Genomic DNA, 19,748 nt, shown 5'->3' with positions numbered 1-19,748 from the left:
ACTGGAATAAGGGGGAAGAGCATTGATATGATGGTATTTTTGGCACTGATTATATGGTTCCTGTCGTTGCTGGTCTTTATGCTGATTATCCGCAAGGCCATTGATGGATCTAGGGCTACCTACAAACTGGACGAATTGATTCAGGAAATCCGGCTGCTCCGCAAGGAGATCAAGGAGAACAAGCATATTATAGACAAGCGGCTGTAGCGGCAGATAGGGGACTGTCTGCACCTTGATTTTACAAAGGAGTAAGGGGATATTGTACATGAAGAATCAAATTACAATCCTGGGAGCAGCACTGATTCTGGGTCTTTCTTTAATCGCAAGCAGTCTGATTATCAGCAACGAACGTGCATCCAGCAATGAAAAGGCGATGGAAACACAGATTGCCCAGTTGCAGACGGAGGCCAAAGAGCAAGCGGAACTGTTAGAGCAGACTGTATCTACTGCCGCTGAGAGCCCATTAATGACAATGTCGGAGGCAGCGGAATTTCTGCATTTAACTGAGAATGAGGTGCTGAATATTATCAAGGCAGAGCACGAGGTTCTAAAGTATAATGGTTCACTTACGGGAATTCCCTATATGAAAGTCGATGAGCAGTTCATGATTAACCGGGCGGAACTACAGAACTGGGTTCAGCAGGCGACGCTTGAAAAAAGGGTATATATGGGCACGAAGATTACCAATAGATGAGACTTGGGGAGTAAAGGAGCGCCAAATGAAATTTTATACATATTCATGGTATGAAGAAATGCAGGTGCGCGGCTTTATGGTGTTCCCTGAGATGGAGCAGGATTGGCTGGAGGATGTTGCGTGGCATGCTGCGGAGGGGCTCAGCTATAAGGAGAGGACGAGGGATTTCCTGGAATACCTCAAAGCGGATTTGCTGAAGTACCTTCCGGAATACTTCCATCCATCCATTCATGACGGAACAATCAATTCTACTTATCCAGAACCTGAGTTCAAAGAACAGGCGCAGCAGTGGCGTAATGAATACGAAGCCAGGATGAAGGTGCTGGATGATGAATACTACAGAGGGTATCTGTCTATTAAGGACAGCTTGCCTGTACATGCTGTTCAGCTAGTTGAGAAGTCCCTTCATGATTCAAGGGTGATTTCATATACTGCACCGGCGGAGGAGGTTGTGGAGATCGTTCTGGACTGCAGCGGAGCCATGCATTATCAGTGTGATATCAGACTAACCTTTACCGGGGTGACCGGGTTGGTTCTGCCTGAACGCCTGAACAGAATGGTCTGGTTGTATACCGAGATCTATGCGGTGGAACAAGGGTTTGAATTACGGGTTCTGCTGGACCCGCCGCTGAGTGAGCTTAGGATTACTGCACAGGATGTATCATTTGAAATGCTTAGTGAACCCAAATACAACGGATGACTGCTTCGCAGCCTGGCCAATTGGCCGGGCTTTTTTATAAGAAGTTATGATATTCGTCTGTTGTAGATAAATTTCATTGAAATTTGGAGTTTATCCGTAGAGATGAGCCAATGTATGCGAAAAACCGAATACAATGTGCCACTGATAGGACAGATGAGCCGAATGTATGCGAAAAACCGAATACAATCGGTGCGACCCCCTTATCCCGGAGTCCTCCGTATAAAATCAGTACTTGTTGTAGATATGCTCTTTATTTCGCTTTTTCTCTCGGCCAGAAGAAGCGGGAGCGGTCTTCTAGGGTCAGCACCCACTCTGCAAAGGTAGCTGGCGGCAGGTTACGAAGGCTCGTATGCATTCTGCGATTGTTGTAAAAGTCCATGTACCGGTCCACCGCTTCATAGGCCTCTTCGAACGTTTCGAATGCCTCTTTGCGGAACAAATCCCGATCGATATTACTGTGGAATGATTCAATAAAAGCATTTAAATCCGGCGTTCGAGGCGGAATACGTTCATGGGTCATTTCCCAGCTTTCACACATGTCGCCAAACAGGTGGCTGATGAACTGTGGGCCGTTGTCGGTGCGGATCACAGGGCGAGCGCTGTCAGGGGCGCAGTGATGCTCCATGGCGCGCGCCAGCGTCTGGCAGGCGTGCTTGGCCTCACACGACGATCCCCGGTGGTAGCCGACGATGACACGGGTAAACACATCGATAATGCTCAGGACAAAGAAATGCCGGTCACGTCCCTCCACATACCCGTATTTAATGTCCATCTGCCAGAGCTGGCTCGCTCCTGTAATGACTCGGTTCTCCGGCAGCTTCCGGGGATGCTTAAAGCGCTTCTGACGCTGGGGCTGCAGGATATCCAGCGCCTGACACAGCCGGTAGCTTTTCTTGTGATTGAGCTTCAACCGGTGCTGGTTCCACAAGCACTTGGCCAGGAGTTTGTACCCGTACACGTGCTCTTCTCCAGCGATTAATTCCAGCAGCCATTCCTGGATCTCCTCGTCACTAATCTTTTCCCCAGACTCGTTAAAGGAGTAGCCTGGCTGGGGTCTTCCACGCCCCCCTTGAACGGCCTTTGGGGACAGTGACCTGCGTTTCTTACGGTCGTAGTACGTGGACTCTGCTAGCCCCATGAGACGCAGTACCAAAGCTGCGGTATTCCCCTGCTTAATGAACATGTCGGCTACCTCGATTTTTTCGGATAAGCAGGGGTTGGCTTTTTTAGCAGTTCACGCAGAATCTCAATCTCTAACTCCTTTTCGCCGAGTATCTTGACGGCCTTCTCGTATTTCTGCTCCACTTCCAGGAGGCGCTTCAGTTCCTCCACCTGCTCCTGGGGATACGGATGATCTTGTTCCCCATGGGCCCCTCGGTAATCTCTCACCCACTGATTCACCGTCGCTGGGGTCACCCCATATTTTCGGGCAACCACCGCTGCCTTAATGCCAGACAACACCTCTTGCGCTGCCTTCTCTCTTGTTCCCGTTAAGTGTCCCATTGTGTTCATCCTCCTCCTGTATTCAGTCTACATTTTTATGGGGGAGGACTCCAACTTCATTAGGGGGCTGTGGAGCAATGTGCCACTGATAGGACAGATGAGCTGAATGTATGCGAAAAACCGAATACAATGTGCCACTGATAGGACAAATGAGCCGAATGTATGCGAAAAACCGAATACAATGTGCCACTGATAGGACAGATGAGCTTAATGTATGCGAAAAACCGAATACAATGTGCCACTGATAGGACAGATGAGCTGAATGTGTGCGAAAAACCGAATACAATGTGCCATTGATAGGGTAGATGAGCCGAATGTATGCGAAAAACCGAATACAATGTGCCACTGATAGGACAGATGAGCCAATGTATACGAAAAACCGAATACAATGTGCCATTGATTGATTAGGTAGACCAACCAAATGAGTTATGAATTCCTCTGATTGCGCCGGAAGTCGGCTGAATGGGGAATTTAAGGGATATATTCCTTTGATCTCACCGGATATAACTATTGGATTACCGCCTGATTCGCCTCTCCGGACGATTTTTAAAAGTAATTGACAAACATATAGAGTGCAACTATACTAAAGTTAGTTAATGTGTAACGGAAACAGTTACAAGCTTGAATGATGATTCTATAAACAGTCAAGACTAAGCAGCACTGAGCACGAACGGCACCGGAGGGTTTAGCCTTTTATATTATCCATATGTTTTTATTCAGGAGGGGTTTATATGACAACAACAGCAGCACTGCCGCAAGAACTGGAAATTGGACTTGTACAGATTAGAGTAAGCAATTTGGAGCGTTCGCTCACCTTTTATCAGAATGTAATCGGACTGAAGATCCTGCGCCAGCAGGGGCGTGAGGTTGAACTGACGGCGGACGGCGTGCATGTGCTGCTGGTGCTGCGGGAGATTGAACAGGCTCAGATTCTGCGCCGTAATTCGGCAGCCGGACTGTATCATTTCGCGATTCTGGTGCCCGACCGTCCGAGTCTCGGACTGGTGCTGCGTAATCTGATTGATGCGGGCATCGAGATCGGCCAGGGTGATCATCTGGTCAGCGAAGCGCTGTATCTTCAGGACCCGGACAATAACGGCATTGAGATATACCGCGACCGGCCGCGCGACACCTGGAAGTATGAGCCTACTGGCAATGTGGTGATGACTACAGACCCGGTTGATGTGGACGGCTTGCTGGCGGCTTCCGAAGGGCTGAACTGGACCGGACTGCCTGCGGGCACCGTGATCGGGCATGTGCACTTTCATGTAGGCGATCTGGCGGAGGCCAAGAAATTCTATGTGGATGCGCTTGGTTTTGCAATCACGGCTCATTACGGGGACGCTGCACTATTTATCTCGGCGGGCGGATACCATCACCATATGGGGCTTAATGTCTGGGCGGGACAAGGAGCTAAGGCGGCTCCGGCCAATGCGGCGGGCATCGATTATTTCACTCTGCTGCTTCCGGGCAGCGGGGATGTATCTGAAGTGGCGGAACGTGTGAAGCAAGCGGGGTACCGTGTAGAAGTAGAAGGCGGCATCACTACCTTGAGAGACCCGTGGAATATTGGAATCCGGCTGCTTGTCAAAGGCTGAGAGGAATGAAAACTTGTCCATCTTCGCTCATTCCCCTATAATATGTGGAAATAAATGAGCGAAAGGATGAATCTTTTGCACAATTTCAAAATGGCTTATGTTGTCCTCTGTCACAAGAGCCCTCAGCAGATTAATTTGCTGATCGATCGTTTAACGGATGAGCATGTGGAGTTTTTCCTTCATGTGGATAAAAAAAGCGGTATCGAAGAGCAAATTATCCATCGCGAAGATATTCATTTCGTAGAGCAGCCGGTAGACGTACAGTGGGGCCATTACGGCCAGATTGAATGCATCCTGAAGTGCTTCGAACTGATCCGGGCAAGCGGGAATTATAACTATGTTCATATCATCAGCGGACAGGATTTGCCTCTTGCCTCCAATAAGGTGATTGCTGATTTCTTCAAGGAGCATGAAGGGCAGGAGTTCGTCAAGCATCTGCAGCTTCCGAATGAGGCGGAAATGTGGGGCTGCCTGTACCGGGTGTCTGTGTATTATCCGCGGTTCCTGGTCTCCCGGGCCAAAGCTGTCTCAGAGATCCGCAACCGTTATATCAATCTGGTGATGTCTGTACCCTGGCTTAAGCGCAGCCTGAAGGATCTGCCGGAGGCGCTGTATAAGGGCTCGAACTGGATGTCACTTACCGGGGGATGCATGCAGTATATCCTCGAATTCATCGCGGAGCATCCCGGATACGTCCGGTTGTTCCGGAATTCGTTCTGCGGCGATGAGATCTTCTTCCATTCAATTATTTTGAACAGTAAATATAAGGATAATGTAATCAATGAGATCAAACGTTACACGGATTGGAATACCGGACCGGAATTCCCCAGAACACTGCGGGCCGAGGATTATGAACGGATTCGCGAACAGGGTGCAGGCTGCTTCTGGGGCCGGAAGTTCGATCTGGATGTCGACAAGGAGATCATCAGCGATATTCTGCGGCTGGCTTGAGGCTCTAACTACTTAGGAGGCATTTATCATGAAAATAGCAGTCATTGGAGCAGGCGGCAAAGCAGGCAGTGAGATTGTGAAGGAAGCGCTGGACAGGGGACATGAGGTTACCGCTATAGTGCGGAACCCTGCGAAGGTAACGGACAGTAGAGCATCGGTGCTGGAAAAGGATATCCTGTCCTTGACGGCTGAAGATTTGCGGATTTATGATGCCGTCATAAATGCGTTCGGAGCGCCGTTTGGACAGGAGCATCTGCATGTGGAGGCCGGAAATGTTCTGATTGAGGCTCTTAAGAATGTGCCGGATACCCGGTTGATTGTCGTCGGCGGTGCGGGAAGCTTGTACGTGGATGAAGCCCGGACGGTGAAGGTTGTGGACACACCGGGGTTCCCGGATTTTGTGAAGCCGACAGCCCTGAACCAAGGTAAGAATCTGGAGATTCTTCAAACCACGGAGGGACTCCGCTGGACGTTTGTCAGTCCGTCAGCTAATTTTGCCGTCGGGGAGAGAACAGGTGCATATGTGAAGGGCAAGGATCATCTGCTCGTTAATTCCAAAGGCGAGAGCTACGTAAGTTATGCCGACTATGCGATTGCGATTGTAGATGAGCTTGAACAGCCGCAGCATATCGGCGAACGGTTCACGGTGGTGTCCGAATCCTGATCCTAAAGCTGCTGCTTCTGCAGTGAGGCGGCAGGATGGACGCTGGATAGAATATAGCGGGAGGCACAAGCGGAAATTCCGGTGTGTCTTCCGTTTATTGGCGTTTATGCAGTTGCTGCAAATAGCTGCAAATATAGGATATAATATTTTGAAAAAAGATATTCGGGAGATGATGGGGCTTGGAGACTTTTCTTGCTGTGCTGCTGATGCTCGGGCTAATCGCGGTATCGAATATCGTGAACCGTTTCATTCCGTTTGTGCCGGTTCCTCTGATTCAGATCGGACTCGGGATCATCGCCGCACTTGTGCCGACCGGAATACATATGTCCTTTGAGCCTGAACTGTTTTTTGTGTTGTTCATTGCCCCTCTGCTGTTCAATGACGGGAGACGGACACCGCGTGATGAGCTGTGGAATCTTAGAGCACCGATCTTGCTGCTGGCGCTGGGGCTTGTATTTGTAACGGTTTTTGTCGCAGGGTATGCCATTAACTGGATGATTCCTTCAATTCCGCTGGCGGCATCTTTTGCACTGGCGGCGATTCTGTCCCCTACGGATGCTGTAGCGGTCGGTGCGCTGGCCGGAAGGGTACATCTGCCGAAGAGTATACACCGTATCCTTGAAGGTGAATCGCTGATGAATGACGCCTCCGGTCTGGTTGCCTTCAAATTTGCGATCGCGGCCATGGTTACGGGAGTTTTCTCGCTTCCTAAGGCATCGCTCAGCTTTGTAATGATTGCCGCAGGCGGTCTGCTGCTGGGTGCGGCGCTCTCCTTTCTGCTGATCCGCCTCAGTGTATTCATCCGCAGATTCGGTATGGAGGATGTGACGATCCATGTGCTGCTGCAGATTCTTACGCCGTTTATCATTTATCTGATCAGTGAAGAGATTGGCGTATCCGGCATCCTTGCTGTTGTGGCCGGTGGTGTAATGTACGCCATTGAGAAGGACCGGGCCGTATCGCCGCAGTATAAGCTGCAGCTTGTATCAGCCAGTACCTGGTCGGTGCTGCTGCTGGTGTTGAACGGACTGGTATTCCTGATCCTCGGAGTGTCCGTACCGGATGTAGTGGAGGTCATCTACCGTGATCAGACGCTGAACAACTTCATGGTTGCAGGGTATGTGATGGCGATTACCGCGCTGCTCATTGTGCTGCGGTTCCTCTGGGTCTATGCCTATTCCCTATGGGAGAGCCGGTTCCGCCGGGTAGAGAAGGCGCCGCTTAAGTCACAGGTCATTACTTCAATCTCCGGCGTGCGCGGAGCGGTTACGCTTGCCGGTGCCTTCTCCATTCCGCTCGTGCTCGGGGACGGTATCACGCCGTTCCCTGAACGGGATCTGATTATTGCTCTGGCCGCAGGTGTCATTCTGATGTCGCTGGTTATTGCCAGTATCTTCCTGCCGCTGCTGGCCGACAAAGAGGAGACCGTGGTGCAGACGATTGGCTACGGAAATACGGAACTGGCAGCCAGGAATGTAGTGATCGATGCCGGGATGTCGATGCTGCGCAGCCTGGTTACGGAAAGCCCGGAGCAGACGAAACAGCCGGTGTTACTGGAGTTCACAGACAAGATCGACCGGCTGTGCACCGCCAAGCCGGACAGTGATCCGGCAACGGAGCAGTTCCGGCGGCTGGGCGTTGAAGCCCGGTTGAGCGGCCTGGAGGCAGAGCGCACAGCACTGCGGCGGATGCTGGAGAACGGAGCGGTGCCCGCCCCTGTTGCCGTTAAGATGGAGGAGCTGCTGGATCATACGGAATCGCTGCTCTGCAGACGGCTGGATACGCAAATTAAGTTCACCGTAACTGAAATTCAGCGCCTGTTCTCCGGCCTGTTCTCGGGCCGCTTCAATGGGGAAGAGGGCCGGCGGGCGGTGCAGAATGCTGAAAGTGCCCGGACAGCGAAGATAGCGATGTGTCAGGCGGCCGTGTCAGCCGTCAGCGCCGGGATAAGCGACGAGAACCGGCTTGCCTCGCAGAAGGTCATCGACAAGTATGAGCGGCTGGAATCCCGGCTGGTGCAGGGCGAAGGCTGGAGCAAAGACGGCGTTGTCGATGACGAGAAGCTGGAGCTGAAGCTGCAGGCCATTCAGGAGCAGCGGAATACCGTGCAGGAGATGTATCAGAACGGGGCTATTAATCTCAAGATCGCGGGTAAGCTGCGGCGGTTCGTAGATCAGCTGGAAACATCTATATGGGAGGATTAATGAATTATGGGGGAATTGCTTGCTAGCGGGCTGCACTTTGCAGAAATTACTGAGGAACATCTGGCCGGTGTGCTGGATATCTATAACTATTATGTACTTAACACTACCGTATCGTTTCATACCGAGCCGCAGACCCTGATGCAAATGCGCCAGTCTGTGCTGAACGGGGACCCGCGGTTTAAGTCATACGTCCTTCTGCAGGACGGGGAGCTGCAGGGCTACGTGCTGATTACCCGGCACAAGAACAAAGAAGCCTACGATACCTCCGGTGAAGTCAGCATTTACCTGAAGCCCGGGAGCGGAGGACAAGGTCTGGGCGGGCAATCGCTGCGGTTCATTGAAGAGCGGGCTAATGAGCTTGGGTTCCATGTACTGGTAGCTACCGTATGTGCAGACAATGAGCCCAGCCGCCGCCTGTTCGCGAAGCACGGCTACGAGCAGAGCGCCTTATTCAAGGAGATCGGCCGCAAGTTCGGCCGGTGGCTGGATATTGTCAGCTATCAGAAAATTATCGGCTAATCGTGAGCCGAACCCTGGAGCCGCTTAACCAGAATCCTGCACGAAATACAACATTCCATCCATGATATCGAGAGTAATTGGGAAATGTTGTATTAAATGCAGCATTTCCCCTTATCTGAGCGGTTACGAACAGAAATTATTGTATTTCATACAACAACTCTTACAAATCACCCAGTATCTATAGGTACAAGTTGCAATACGTACAACAATTAGGCTTGTGTATGTATACAGTTCAAACAATAATTAGCTCACTTGGCTACAGGGCGTCGACTTAGAGAGTTGAGAGTTCTGTGCTGCGAATTCCACGTACCGATTGCCAAATGTATAGACTCAGTATAGTTACTGTTAATATTGCATTTAATACGGACGGTTTGGTGAACTTAATAGGGAAGCAGACATCGGTGTGCCCCCATACAACGCAATAAGCCCGCTTGCCTTGCAAGGACCAGGTCCCTGCAGGCAAGCGGGCTTATTGTACGTTAAGGCGCACCGGTGGGCGGAGCCCCGGGGGAACAACTATCCGGATACGTGCTTCCTCCGGAACATCTGTCCCAGTACCTCGCTCAGCACAAGGCCGGCGGCGATGGCCCCGGACAGCAGCAGCGCCTGTACCGCAAACTGAATCCCCTGGTTGTTGTCACTCTCCACGAACTGGCGCATGGCATCATAAGCCAGGCCGCCCGGAACCAGCGGGATAATTCCGCCGACGCTGAATATAATCACCGGCATTTTGAAGGAACGCGCAAAAAATTGGCTGATCACTCCGACAACCACGGTGGCTCCAAAGGTGGCAACAACGGTATCCCATCTGTCATCCAGCTGCAGATACAGTATCCAGCCGATCATTCCGGCGAAACCGCATTGAAGCAGTGCGCGCACCGGCGCATTAAACAGAACGCAGAAGGCTGAGGCAGCGATGAAACTGGTTATGAGTTGCAAAATCATGTAGGACTACCTCTTTCAAGTGGTAATTAGAAAAGGGACAGCACGAGTCCGATGCCGGTTCCAATGGCAAAGGCGGTCAGGAAGGCATCGGCTCCCTTAGACAGGCCGGAGACCAGATGGCCGGCCATAAGGTCACGGACGGCATTCGTGATGAGCAGCCCCGGTACAAGCGGCATTACGCAGCCGATGATGATCTTGTCCATCTCTTGTCCAATGCTAAGCCTGACAGAGAAGAAAGCCAGCAGGCCGATGATAAAGGAGGCGATGAACTCCGCGAAGAAACGGATCTGGACCAGGCGGTGCAGATAGGTGACGGCGGCGAAGCCGACCCCGGAGATCAGCAGCGACGGCAGGGCATCCCACAGGCTGCCCTTGAACATTACGGTGAAGCAGGCGCCGGTCAGGGCGGCAGCTACAGTCTGCAGCCAGACCGGATAAGCATGCGCCGCGTCGTCGACAATCCCCAGACGCTCGCGGGCTTCGGCTGCGGTAAGCTGGCGTTCGCTCAGCCGCCGCGAGATGTCATTGACCTCTGACACTTTTTGCAGATCGGTCGTCCGTTCAGCTATCCGGAACAGCTTCACCGGTTCGGTTCGGCTGGTGGTGAACATAATGACTGTCGGCGTAACGTAGCTATGCGCTCCAGGGAATCCGAGCGATGCGGCCATACGGCTCATGGTATCCTCCACGCGGTAGGTTTCGGCGCCGCTTTGCAGCATGATTTTGCCGGCCAGCAGGCACAGGTCTATGATATCATGCGCGGTAGTATTGCTATTGTTGCTTGTGCTATCCAACTTCGTCGATCCTCCCCGGGAATGTTATCTATTCGATTGTCGCCGCAATGTGTGAAAATTTCAACCTTTATTCCATATATTCTGACGAATAATAAAATTTTATCAAAAAGGTAATATGAATATACATTTTTTAACACAGAAGCATAGAAGCTCTGGCAACCGGACAGCCTAAGGACGCGTTCTTTGCAGTCCAGTCTAGTCTTCCAGCGTACATAGACCGGTGGCAACACCGCCGGAGACAATAGTCAGTATGGAATGAAAAAAAGTCTCTTTGGAGATCAGTACACCGCCGGCGCCGATAATTACGAAATCCGTCAGGAAAATAATCACTCCGACATTGAGCGGAATGTAACGTTTCATGAACTTGGCCAGCAGATCTGTTCCGCCCGTACTGGCTTTGAACCGCAGCATCAGGCCGAGCCCGCTGCCCATCAGGAAGCCGCCGATAATAGCGCTGGATATGGAACCGAGTTCGATATAATACAGAAAGTAATATTGCAGCGGCCCGAGCAGTTCGATCAGGAAGGATGAGGTCATCAGCCCCAGGATGCTGTTATAGAAGATATCCCGCTCCCGGAACCAGGCCAGCAGGAAGATCGGAAGACTGCAGACAATGATGGCCAGTCCGATTTTGATGCCGGAGATGTAATTAATGATGAGGGCAATGCCGATAATTCCCCCATCGAGTATTTTATAGGGCACTAGAAAAAAGTTGGTTCCCGCTGCAATCAGCAGGCTGGCCAGCAGAATAATGACATACTTGGGATATGAGCGCATCTTCAGCATCTCCAGACTTAAGGCATGTCTTAATAAATATGCACCGGTCTGGAAAAAAATAGCTATAAAACAAAAAATCCTGCTTGCGCAGGATTAGGGGTGAATTGCTCAGGCGTGAACCAGCTCTGGTTTCTTTAGCTGCAGCGGAGGCGGGATCAGCCAGCCTTTCTGCTTGTTCATTTTGAGCAGTGCCATGCCGAAGGCGGCCATTTGCGCGTGGATCTTCATGAACATTGCGCCGATATCCTCGCGGACCGACATGCCCATGATCTGGCTGCAGACCACTAGACTTAGCGATACTGCCCCGGAGAGGGCCGCAGCAATCTCAGGGTCGGAGAACCTTGCGCCTGCCGGGATATCCTCGAGCTTGACGGAGGGACGGTCCGGCAGTGCAGGCGGAGGCGCGAAGCCGTTCACCTTGAGGATTTTGTCACAGTCCTTAATTTCCTGCTGTGCCTGATCCATAAGATCATCGATAATCTTCTTCAAATCCTGGTCCCCGGCATGAAAGTGAAATGCCTGATAGGTAGATAAGGACATTTTGGCTGTTGCCGAGACCTGCCACATATTGAAGATTTCACCATAGTGAAGCGGTTCATCTTTGGGGTTGCCGTTTAGAACTCCCATAATTACAGAACTCCTCTACAAATAGGTTATGAACGTAAATTAGGTTGTCCAGTGCAATCAGCGTTATTCAAGTGCACTAAATAAAGTCACAGTAAAGCAGGTGTAGCCCGATGGATTATATCTATAAAGTGCTGGAGAGCGACATGGAGCTGCTGGCTGCGGCACTATCGGAGGTTCAGGTAACGGTTGTGCTGAAGGAGGGTACAGAGGAGGTGCTGGAACCGGGGGGACAGATCAGAGCATACACCGCGAAATCTGTCCGGATCCGGGGATTATCGTATTGCCGGGAGGTACATGAATTCCGAATTCTTCCGGCAGAGCCTATGTAGACTCCCCGCTCCGTGGATAGAAGCGCTTCTGCAGCAGATTCAGCGGGAGTAACGCTTGCGGAAGCGCAGGGGAGAGATGCCAACCTTCCGGCTGAAGCGCCGGGAGAAGTAGGCGGTGCTCTCGAAGCCGGTGCGTTCTGCAATCCCGGATATAGGGATTTCTGTCTTGAGCAGCAGCAGCTTGGCCTGCTCCAGCCGGTAATCCGTCAAGTATTCCATAGGGGTCAGCCCATAGACACGTTTCATGCAGCGGGCCAGATAATTGTAGTGAAAATGCAGCGCATCCGCCAGGGATGCATTCGTGAGATCCTCCGTAAAATGATTGCGCAGGTAGGCTTCCGTCTGTTCAGCGATCTCTGCCGCCTGGCTGCCCGCAGTATCCTGCTGGGCCATATCCATCATCCGCAGCATCTCTTCAAAGATGCGCTGCTGCTGCCATACGGAGCTGGAGCGCCGTCCCTGACTAAGCTGCAGTAATTGCTCTGCCTGTCCGCTCCGTGCGAAGGGGTCCGGGAGAGGTCCGAACTGGGGTATGCGGATCGTATAAGGATGAATCAGGAATTGCCGGAAATGCTTCTCCCGCTCAGCATATACAGGATCACCTTCCGCTTCCATCCACTCACCGACCGTGTGAAAATGAACCCACGTGAAGGAGGTGATCTCCTCGCAGGGTTTAACTGAATAATGATAGCGGTCCGGCAGCAGAAGGAGGGTGTGCCCGGAGGTTACCGTCCACTCCTTATCATCCTCACCGATGAACAGGCAGCCTTGTTCTACAATAATAAGATCGAATTTCCCCATACGGCTGCGGTTTGGATGCTGCTCGCCGGGCAAATATACGGTATGGCCGCATTCCAGGAAATAGGGGAACGGCGGTGCTGACAGATGAATATAGGCAGGACTGGGTGGCATATCTGCTCCTTTCGCAAGCTCTTTTCTATTAGCCGGACTTCCGTAGAAGGTTGGTAATCCGAGTGTGAAATAGTACAAAAACAGGGTTGCTTATGATTCTGTTTTTTATTCATTTTACCGTCTATAATTGCAAATAGCGAGGATGAAATGAAAAGGGGAGAAAACACTTGAGTAAATTTGCAGATATTCAGCAAGCTGCGGACACAAGCCGGCAGGTAGCTATTCAGGATGAATTCTGGGGGCGTTATATCCGGCTGGTTCAGGATACCGTTATTCCGTACCAGTATGAGGCGCTGCATGACCGGGTGGCCGGAGCAGAACCCAGCCATGCCATTGCCAATTTTGAAATCGCTGCCGGCAGGAGGGAAGGCGAGTTCAACGGCTGGGTCTTTCAGGATAGTGATGTAGCAAAATGGCTGGAGGCAGTGGGGTATTCGCTTAGCATCAAGCGTGATCCTGAACTGGAGCGTCAGGCGGATCAGATGATAGAGCTGGTCGGCGAAGCACAGCATGAAGACGGATACCTGAATACCTATTTTACACTCAAAGAGCCGGGCAAACGGTGGACGAACCTGCTGGACTGCCATGAGCTGTATTGTGCGGGACATTTCATTGAAGCGGCAGTGGCCTATTATGAAGCGACCGGCAAAGACAAGCTGCTGGTCATTGTGCGGCGGTTCGTTGACCACATTGAAACCGTCTTCGGACCGGAAGAGGGGAAGCTGAAGGGCTACGACGGTCATCAGGAAATTGAGCTGGCCCTTGTGAAGCTGTACCGGCTGACCGGTGAAGAGAAATATCTGAAGCTCAGCAGCTTTTTCATCGATCAGCGTGGACAGGAACCGAACTTCCTGCATCAGGAGTGGGAACAAAGAGGACGGGTTACGCACTGGACAGGTACGGCTACAAGCAGTGTGGATGTCAGTTATAATCAGGCCCATATCCCGGTCCGTGAGCAGAGCGTGGCCCTGGGACATTCCGTCCGTGCAGTCTATATGTATACAGCCATGGCCGATCTGGCCCGGCTTACCGGAGATGAAGCGCTGCGCGAAGCCTGCGTGCGCCTGTGGAACAATATGACGGAGAAACAGATGTATATCACCGGCGGAATCGGGTCAACACATCATGGTGAAGCGTTCACCTTTGATTATGATCTGCCGAATGATACGGTCTATGCGGAGACCTGCGCTTCGATCAGGCTGATCTTTTTTGCCAAGCGGATGCTGGAATTGACCCCGGACGCCCGGTATGCCGACGTGATGGAGCGGGCGCTTTATAATAATGTGCTCGGCTCCATGGCACAGGACGGCAAACACTATTTCTACGTGAATCCGCTTGAAGTATGGCCGCAAGCCTGCAGCTGCAACCCCGGCAAACATCATGTCAAAGCAGAGCGCCAGGGCTGGTTCGGCTGTGCCTGCTGTCCACCGAACGTGGCACGCCTGCTGACCTCGCTGAATCAGTATATCTACACTGAGCATGGCGACACACTTTACACTAACCTGTATATCGGCAGTGAGCTGAAGACCACACTGGGCGGCACAGAGGTAGCAATCCGCCAGCAGAGCCGTTTCCCTTGGGATGGAACGGTGACCCTGAAGGTTGATCCTGCGCAAGCCGGAGAGTTCGGGATGGCGCTGCGTATTCCTTCCTGGAGCGGGAACGCGGAGATCAGAGTGAACGGAGAGGCGTTAGGCGATGCTGCTGCAAGCCTGCAGCAGGGTTATGCTGTGATCCGCAGGGAATGGAAGGCTGGCGACGTGATTGAGCTGAAGCTTCCAATGGAAGCGCACCGCGTATACGCCCACCCGAATCTGCGTGCCGATGCCGGGAAGACTGCCATTCAGCGCGGACCGCTGGTCTACTGCCTGGAAGCGGCTGATAACAGTGAACCGCTAAGCTCGATTTCCTTGAGTAGAGACAGTAAGCTCATGGAGGTCTACGACAAGGAATTGCTTGGCGGAGCTGTGGTGGTGAGGGAAGCGGGCTACAGGGTAGACGGGCTGAGCTGGAACGGCGGTCTTTACAGCCGGACCAGAGCCGATGTGCAGCCGGTGGAAGTAACGGCTATCCCGTACTATCTGTGGGGCAACCGCGGCCGCGGCGAAATGAAGGTATGGATTTGGGAGTGAGCCGCAAGCGTAACAGACAGCAACTTTGGAGCGAGTTCGGCGTCTAACAAGCATCTGATACAGGGAGGATGCGTATGAAGCGGACATGGTTTTGGCTGCCGGTCCTGGCAGTACCGCTGCTGCTTGCCGCCTGCGGCGGGCTCGTGAATCCGGCTAGAGACAACGGGTCTGCGGATGCCGAAACTACCAGCAGGCCGGAATCAACTCTTAAGTCTGGAGAAGTCTCTCCGGATAATCCGAGCAGGATTGCTTTTGACATCGATGGCATTCATGATCCGCTCGTTAATGAAGAGATCAAGGCGAGCCTGAGAGATGCACTTGAGGGAATTGTGAATGAGGACCTTGAACAGTTTAACCGGGCTTTTGCCAGTATAAGTCTGGCAAAGGCGAATGAATTCGCCTTCACTCCCGGCAGCATCACTTTCACCGGAGTCGATGAGATTTCGGAGCAAAGCAGCAGCAGAGTTGTCATAAACGTGCATGATGTCCGTACAACAGCGGATGGGGAAGTGAAGCACAGCTGGAATTACTGGTTCATGCCGGATAAGGACGGCAACTGGAAGCTGGTCACGATTGACTGAGGACCTGCCCGTTTAGACGTTTTACCTGCATCACAAAAAAGGAACCCGGTCGCACCGCCTAGGCGGACAACCGGGTTCCTTTTTTATACTCAAAGTTTAAAACTCGCTAATTAACCCAATACAACTACAACCTGGTGAACCGCACCGTCGCCCACAGGAGCAATGATGTTGCCTTCAACAGCAGTGCCGTCGAGAGTCAGGCTGGCCACGCCTTTGGAGACATGGTTCGGGTTCTGGATCGAGATGACATAAGTGTCGCCGCGGAAGACGCGGGTAATCTCGAAGCTGTCCCACTCCGTAGGAATACAAGGATCAACCTTCAGACCGGCAAAGTCAGCCTGGATACCGAGGATGGACTGTGTAATCGCTACATAGTTCCATGCCGCTGTACCTGTCAGCCAGGAGTTTTTCGCTTCACCGTGACGTACAGCGTCTTTACCGGCGATCATCTGCGAGTACACGTAAGGTTCCATACGGTGAACTTCGCTGATGTCCTCCAGGTAAGCCGGAGCAATTTTTTTGTAGATATCAAAGGCTCTGTCGCCGTGTCCAAGCACCGTTTCAGCGATCATGATCCATGGGTTGTTGTGGCAGAAAATACCGGCATTTTCTTTATAGCCCGGAGGATACGTAGAAATTTCACCCAGGTTCACATAGTACTTGGAGTAAGGAGGCTGCTGCAATACGATACCGTAATCCGTATCCAGACGTTCCTGAACGGAAGTCAACGCACGGGCTGCTTCGCCGTTCTCCACACCGATACCCGCCATTACGCACATCCCCTGCGGCTCGATGAAGATCTGGCCTTCTTCGTTCTCCTTGCTGCCGATCTTGTCGCCGTAGTGGTCATAAGCGCGCAGGAACCAGTCGCCGTCGAAGCCGTGGGACAGCGTAATGGCACTCATGTTCTCGATCTTCGCAACCGCATCAGCAGCTACATCATCCAGTCCGCGCATGCGGCAGATTTCAGCATAGTCCGGTCCAACGAAGACGAACAGACCTGCGATGAACACGGATTCCGCAACGCCGCCTGCGATATTCTCAGTAGTCTGGAATGATTCGCCCGGCTCTGTGGAGAAGCAGTTCAGGTTCAGACAGTCATTCCAGTCCGCGCGTCCGATCAGCGGCAGGCCGTGAGGTCCGAGGTTATTCGTTACATGCTCGAAGCTCAGCTTCAAGTGCTCGAACAGGGTAGCCGTGTGATCCGGATTGCTGTCAAAAGGAACCTGCTCATCAAGGATCGAGTAGTCGCCGGTTTCCTTAATATAAGCAGCCGTACCGGAGATCAGCCAAAGCGGATCATCGTTGAAGCCCGAGCCGACTTCGTTGTTGCCCTTCTTGGTAAGCGGCTGGTACTGGTGATACGCGCTGCCGTCAGGGAACTGGGTAGCAGCGATATCGAGAATACGCTCTCTGGCACGCTCCGGAATCTGGTGGACGAAGCCGAGCAAGTCCTGGTTGGAGTCGCGGAAGCCCATACCGCGGCCGATTCCGGATTCGAAGTACGAAGCGGAACGGGACATGTTGAAGGTAACCATACACTGGTACGGATTCCAGATGTTAACCATCCGGTTCAGCTTGTCGTCACCGCTCTGGATCTGATATTTGGACAGCAGGTTATCCCAGTGTGCAGCCAGGGTAGCCAGGGCAGCATCAACCTGGGCATCTGTAGCGAACTGATCGATTACAGCCTGTGCAGGCTTTTTGTTGATAACGTTCAGGGATTCCCATTTCTCATCTTCAGGGTTCTCGATATAGCCGAGTACGAAGATGAAGCTTTGCTCTTCACCTGGTTCCAGGGTGATTTCCAGTGCGTGGGAGCCGATTGGCGACCAGCCGCTGGCCACCGAGTTGGTAGCTTCACCGGCAGCAACTGCCTGCGGAGCGTCCAGACCATTGTACATACCCACGAAGGATTCGCGGTCAGTATCGAAGCCGGCGATTTCCTTGTTTACTGAATAGAAAGCGTAGTGGTTTCTGCGCTCACGGTATTCGGTTTTGTGATAAATGACGGAATCCTTCACTTCAACTTCACCGGTGCTGAGGTTACGCTGGAAGTTTGTCATATCATCATTGGCATTCCACAGACAGAATTCGGCAAAAGAGAACAGCTTAACAGTTTTCTTCGCGTCGCCTGTGTTCTTAACGACAAGGCGGTGTACTTCAGCATTGTGGCCCATCGGTACAAAAGCAAGCTGATTAACGGAAATTCCATTGCGTTCGCCAGTGATGGAAGTGTAGCCAAGACCATGGCGGCATTCGTAGAAGTCCAGATCGCGTTTTACCGGCATCCAGCCCGGGGTCCAGAAATCACCGTCATCATACAGATAGTAGTAGCGGCCGCCTGTATCCAGCGGAATATTGTTATACCGGTAACGGGTAAGTCTTCTCATGCGCGCATCGCGGTAGAAGGTGTAACCACCGGCAGTATTAGAGATGAGGCCGAAAAATTGCTCGTTGCCGAGGTAGTTAATCCATGGATAAGGTGTTTTTGGGGTGTTGATTACATACTCTTTGCGAGTGTCGTCAAAAGTTCCGAATTTCATTAGAGACAAGTCTCCTTTCAATTGTGAACGCGCGTTTACAAAGCTGAGAAAAAATTCCCTCGGGGTAAGGGATTTTTCTGTACTAGAACATTACTGCTTCGGCGGCTGGCAGGAATCTCTTGCCACCAGACGTGCCGGGAAACTGATCGTGCTGAAGGTCGGCTGCTGTGAATCGCACAGCTCGATGACCTTCTCGACAGCAGCCTTGGACATTTCGTAAATCGGCAGACGGACGGAGGTCAGCTTGGGATGAATCCGGGAAGCGAGCTGCACATCATCAAACCCCGCGATTGACATATCCTCCGGCACGGAAATGCCATGCTCAGAGAACGCTTCCATGGCCGAAATAGCCATATCATCATTGGAAGAGAAGAATGCAGTCGGCAGCGGGCCGCCGGAATTCAGCAGCTTCTTCACCTCTTCATAGGCGGTTTCCTTGAGGAAATCACCCTGTAGGATGAAATTCTCATTCAGCGCAAGCCCATGACGCTTCAGCGTATCCTCGTATGCCATATAGCGTTCCCGTCCGGAGTACGTGTTCATCCGTCCGCAGATCATGCCGATTTCTTCATGGCCGAGACCGATCAGGTACTCAATGGCTTCAACCGTACCCTCATAGTCCTTGGAATTCACTATAGCCAGATGATTGCGGTCCAGATGCTCCGACATAATCTCCGAAATGTCATAATCAATCAGCACAAGCGGTGAGTCGAGACCGACCATTTCCCGGACAATCTCGATATCCTTCTGGGTGCCGACTATAATGCCGCCGTCAATCCGTTTCTGCAGGAAAGCCTGCTTCACCTTCAGGAAGTCGTCGGGAGAATATACGGTATGAATCAGAACATAACAGCCGCGGGCATTCGCTGTGTCGACAACGGCATCAACGAACGGTGCGAAGTAGTTATTCTGATAGATCCGTGTCGCGTTCTCTTTCTCGTTCATGCTGATTGCAAAAAGCCCGATCGTATCGGTCTTCTTGCCGGCCAGAGCCCGGGCGAAGCTGTTAGGCTCGTACTGATGCTGTTCAATGATCTTCAGCACCTTGGCCCGGGTCTCCTCAGGGACATTGGAATAATTGTTGATCACACGGGATACTGTGCTTCGCGAAACCCCGGCTAGCTTGGCAATATCTTCGCTTCGCATGGTGTACCCCCTCTATTGTAAACGCGCGTTTATGAACTCATTGTAAAATAAACCGGCGCGAAAATCAATCGTCCGCCCAAATAATTTTGCCTTGAAATATAAGAAAGATTATTTTACGCCAAACTT

General features: G+C 52.0%; 20 protein-coding genes. 11 read left to right on the top strand and 9 right to left on the bottom strand.

Annotated features, from left to right (window positions below):
• Positions 1-27: 27 nt before the first annotated feature.
• The 3 genes from NYE33_RS26505 to NYE33_RS26495 are packed head-to-tail and all read left to right on the top strand — an operon-like array spanning position 28 to position 1,394.
• Positions 28-207, top strand: coding sequence for a hypothetical protein (locus NYE33_RS26505; protein ID WP_042136244.1), 180 nt, complete (start codon positions 28-30; stop codon positions 205-207).
• 58 nt (positions 208-265) lie between these two features.
• Positions 266-694: a helix-turn-helix domain-containing protein gene (locus tag NYE33_RS26500; protein ID WP_042136245.1), complete on the top strand. Its 429-nt coding sequence runs from the start codon at positions 266-268 to the stop codon at positions 692-694.
• Positions 695-719: 25 nt separating this feature from the next.
• Positions 720-1,394 (top strand): DUF4085 family protein, encoded by a 675-nt coding sequence (locus NYE33_RS26495; RefSeq protein ID WP_042136247.1) that lies wholly within the window; start codon positions 720-722, stop codon positions 1,392-1,394.
• 250 nt (positions 1,395-1,644) lie between these two features.
• On the opposite strand, the gene NYE33_RS26490 is transcribed toward NYE33_RS26495, so the two are convergent.
• Together NYE33_RS26490 and NYE33_RS26485 are read right to left on the bottom strand one after the other, a co-directional pair.
• Positions 1,645-2,577 (bottom strand): IS3 family transposase, encoded by a 933-nt coding sequence (locus NYE33_RS26490; RefSeq protein WP_341064582.1) that lies wholly within the window; start codon positions 2,575-2,577, stop codon positions 1,645-1,647.
• A gap of 5 nt (positions 2,578-2,582) precedes the next feature.
• The gene (locus NYE33_RS26485; protein ID WP_052421685.1) at positions 2,583-2,897 is read right to left on the bottom strand and encodes a helix-turn-helix domain-containing protein; all 315 of its coding nucleotides are present in this window, start codon (positions 2,895-2,897) and stop codon (positions 2,583-2,585) included.
• 731 nt (positions 2,898-3,628) lie between these two features.
• On the opposite strand from NYE33_RS26485, the gene NYE33_RS26480 reads away from it, so the two are divergent.
• The 5 genes from NYE33_RS26480 (at position 3,629) to NYE33_RS26460 (ending at position 8,833) form a co-directional block, all read left to right on the top strand.
• A complete protein-coding gene (locus NYE33_RS26480; protein ID WP_042136250.1) occupies positions 3,629-4,495 on the top strand; it encodes a VOC family protein in 867 nt (288 codons plus the stop codon).
• A gap of 90 nt (positions 4,496-4,585) precedes the next feature.
• Positions 4,586-5,446, top strand: coding sequence for a beta-1,6-N-acetylglucosaminyltransferase (locus NYE33_RS26475; RefSeq protein ID WP_341068235.1), 861 nt, complete (start codon positions 4,586-4,588; stop codon positions 5,444-5,446).
• Positions 5,447-5,474: 28 nt separating this feature from the next.
• The gene (locus NYE33_RS26470; RefSeq protein ID WP_042136253.1) at positions 5,475-6,110 is read left to right on the top strand and encodes an NAD(P)-dependent oxidoreductase; all 636 of its coding nucleotides are present in this window, start codon (positions 5,475-5,477) and stop codon (positions 6,108-6,110) included.
• Positions 6,111-6,289: 179 nt separating this feature from the next.
• Positions 6,290-8,314 (top strand): Na+/H+ antiporter, encoded by a 2,025-nt coding sequence (locus NYE33_RS26465; protein ID WP_042136256.1) that lies wholly within the window; start codon positions 6,290-6,292, stop codon positions 8,312-8,314.
• Positions 8,315-8,320: 6 nt separating this feature from the next.
• A complete protein-coding gene (locus NYE33_RS26460; protein WP_042136258.1) occupies positions 8,321-8,833 on the top strand; it encodes a GNAT family N-acetyltransferase in 513 nt (170 codons plus the stop codon).
• A gap of 516 nt (positions 8,834-9,349) precedes the next feature.
• Here the strand turns inward: NYE33_RS26460 and NYE33_RS26455 are convergent.
• From NYE33_RS26455 to NYE33_RS26440, 4 genes are all read right to left on the bottom strand, one after another.
• Positions 9,350-9,778: a threonine/serine exporter family protein gene (locus tag NYE33_RS26455; protein ID WP_042136260.1), complete on the bottom strand. Its 429-nt coding sequence runs from the start codon at positions 9,776-9,778 to the stop codon at positions 9,350-9,352.
• A gap of 26 nt (positions 9,779-9,804) precedes the next feature.
• Positions 9,805-10,572 (bottom strand): threonine/serine exporter family protein, encoded by a 768-nt coding sequence (locus tag NYE33_RS26450; RefSeq protein WP_042136262.1) that lies wholly within the window; start codon positions 10,570-10,572, stop codon positions 9,805-9,807.
• A 195-nt stretch (positions 10,573-10,767) separates the two neighbouring features.
• Positions 10,768-11,349, bottom strand: a complete 582-nt coding sequence (locus NYE33_RS26445) for a YitT family protein (protein ID WP_039297036.1) — start codon at positions 11,347-11,349, stop codon at positions 10,768-10,770.
• Positions 11,350-11,457: 108 nt separating this feature from the next.
• Positions 11,458-11,976: a DUF3231 family protein gene (locus tag NYE33_RS26440; RefSeq protein ID WP_042136265.1), complete on the bottom strand. Its 519-nt coding sequence runs from the start codon at positions 11,974-11,976 to the stop codon at positions 11,458-11,460.
• Positions 11,977-12,086: 110 nt separating this feature from the next.
• Between NYE33_RS26440 and NYE33_RS26435 the strand changes: the two genes are divergently transcribed.
• Positions 12,087-12,305 carry a hypothetical protein gene (locus NYE33_RS26435; protein WP_042136267.1) on the top strand — a complete coding sequence of 73 codons (219 nt, stop codon included), beginning with the start codon at positions 12,087-12,089 and terminating at the stop codon, positions 12,303-12,305.
• A gap of 39 nt (positions 12,306-12,344) precedes the next feature.
• On the opposite strand, the gene NYE33_RS26430 is transcribed toward NYE33_RS26435, so the two are convergent.
• A complete protein-coding gene (locus tag NYE33_RS26430; RefSeq protein WP_042136268.1) occupies positions 12,345-13,217 on the bottom strand; it encodes a helix-turn-helix transcriptional regulator in 873 nt (290 codons plus the stop codon).
• 167 nt (positions 13,218-13,384) lie between these two features.
• Between NYE33_RS26430 and NYE33_RS26425 the strand changes: the two genes are divergently transcribed.
• Positions 13,385-15,349, top strand: coding sequence for a glycoside hydrolase family 127 protein (locus tag NYE33_RS26425; protein WP_341068231.1), 1,965 nt, complete (start codon positions 13,385-13,387; stop codon positions 15,347-15,349).
• A gap of 74 nt (positions 15,350-15,423) precedes the next feature.
• Positions 15,424-15,930, top strand: a complete 507-nt coding sequence (locus tag NYE33_RS26420; RefSeq protein WP_042136270.1) for a hypothetical protein — start codon at positions 15,424-15,426, stop codon at positions 15,928-15,930.
• Positions 15,931-16,040: 110 nt separating this feature from the next.
• On the opposite strand, the gene NYE33_RS26415 is transcribed toward NYE33_RS26420, so the two are convergent.
• Positions 16,041-18,476, bottom strand: a complete 2,436-nt coding sequence (locus NYE33_RS26415) for a GH36-type glycosyl hydrolase domain-containing protein (protein WP_042136271.1) — start codon at positions 18,474-18,476, stop codon at positions 16,041-16,043.
• Between the two features lie 90 nt (positions 18,477-18,566).
• Entirely contained in the window at positions 18,567-19,622 is a 1,056-nt protein-coding gene (locus tag NYE33_RS26410) for a LacI family DNA-binding transcriptional regulator (protein WP_042136273.1), read from the bottom strand.
• Positions 19,623-19,748 lie beyond the last annotated feature (126 nt).

The sequence above is a fragment of the Paenibacillus sp. FSL R10-2199 genome, from assembly GCF_038000235.1.
Taxonomy (GTDB): domain Bacteria; phylum Bacillota; class Bacilli; order Paenibacillales; family Paenibacillaceae; genus Paenibacillus_AQ; species Paenibacillus_AQ phytohabitans.
This window is presented reverse-complemented; position numbering and strand designations above follow the sequence as displayed.

Bases quoted from the DNA above. Each gene is read 5' to 3' on its own strand.
- NYE33_RS26455 (WP_042136260.1), bottom strand. From the start codon at position 9,778: ATGATTTTGCAACTCATAACCAGTTTCATCGCTGCCTCAGCCTTCTGC.
- NYE33_RS26505 (WP_042136244.1), top strand. From the start codon at position 28: ATGATGGTATTTTTGGCACTGATTATATGGTTCCTGTCGTTGCTGGTC.
- NYE33_RS26410 (WP_042136273.1), bottom strand. From the start codon at position 19,622: ATGCGAAGCGAAGATATTGCCAAGCTAGCCGGGGTTTCGCGAAGCACA.
- NYE33_RS26440 (WP_042136265.1), bottom strand. From the start codon at position 11,976: ATGGGAGTTCTAAACGGCAACCCCAAAGATGAACCGCTTCACTATGGT.
- NYE33_RS26500 (WP_042136245.1), top strand. From the start codon at position 266: ATGAAGAATCAAATTACAATCCTGGGAGCAGCACTGATTCTGGGTCTT.
- NYE33_RS26415 (WP_042136271.1), bottom strand. From the start codon at position 18,476: ATGAAATTCGGAACTTTTGACGACACTCGCAAAGAGTATGTAATCAAC.
- NYE33_RS26480 (WP_042136250.1), top strand. From the start codon at position 3,629: ATGACAACAACAGCAGCACTGCCGCAAGAACTGGAAATTGGACTTGTA.
- NYE33_RS26430 (WP_042136268.1), bottom strand. From the start codon at position 13,217: ATGCCACCCAGTCCTGCCTATATTCATCTGTCAGCACCGCCGTTCCCC.
- NYE33_RS26435 (WP_042136267.1), top strand. From the start codon at position 12,087: ATGGATTATATCTATAAAGTGCTGGAGAGCGACATGGAGCTGCTGGCT.
- NYE33_RS26445 (WP_039297036.1), bottom strand. From the start codon at position 11,349: ATGCGCTCATATCCCAAGTATGTCATTATTCTGCTGGCCAGCCTGCTG.
- NYE33_RS26420 (WP_042136270.1), top strand. From the start codon at position 15,424: ATGAAGCGGACATGGTTTTGGCTGCCGGTCCTGGCAGTACCGCTGCTG.
- NYE33_RS26470 (WP_042136253.1), top strand. From the start codon at position 5,475: ATGAAAATAGCAGTCATTGGAGCAGGCGGCAAAGCAGGCAGTGAGATT.
- NYE33_RS26475 (WP_341068235.1), top strand. From the start codon at position 4,586: ATGGCTTATGTTGTCCTCTGTCACAAGAGCCCTCAGCAGATTAATTTG.
- NYE33_RS26490 (WP_341064582.1), bottom strand. From the start codon at position 2,577: ATGTTCATTAAGCAGGGGAATACCGCAGCTTTGGTACTGCGTCTCATG.
- NYE33_RS26495 (WP_042136247.1), top strand. From the start codon at position 720: ATGAAATTTTATACATATTCATGGTATGAAGAAATGCAGGTGCGCGGC.
- NYE33_RS26460 (WP_042136258.1), top strand. From the start codon at position 8,321: ATGGGGGAATTGCTTGCTAGCGGGCTGCACTTTGCAGAAATTACTGAG.
- NYE33_RS26485 (WP_052421685.1), bottom strand. From the start codon at position 2,897: ATGGGACACTTAACGGGAACAAGAGAGAAGGCAGCGCAAGAGGTGTTG.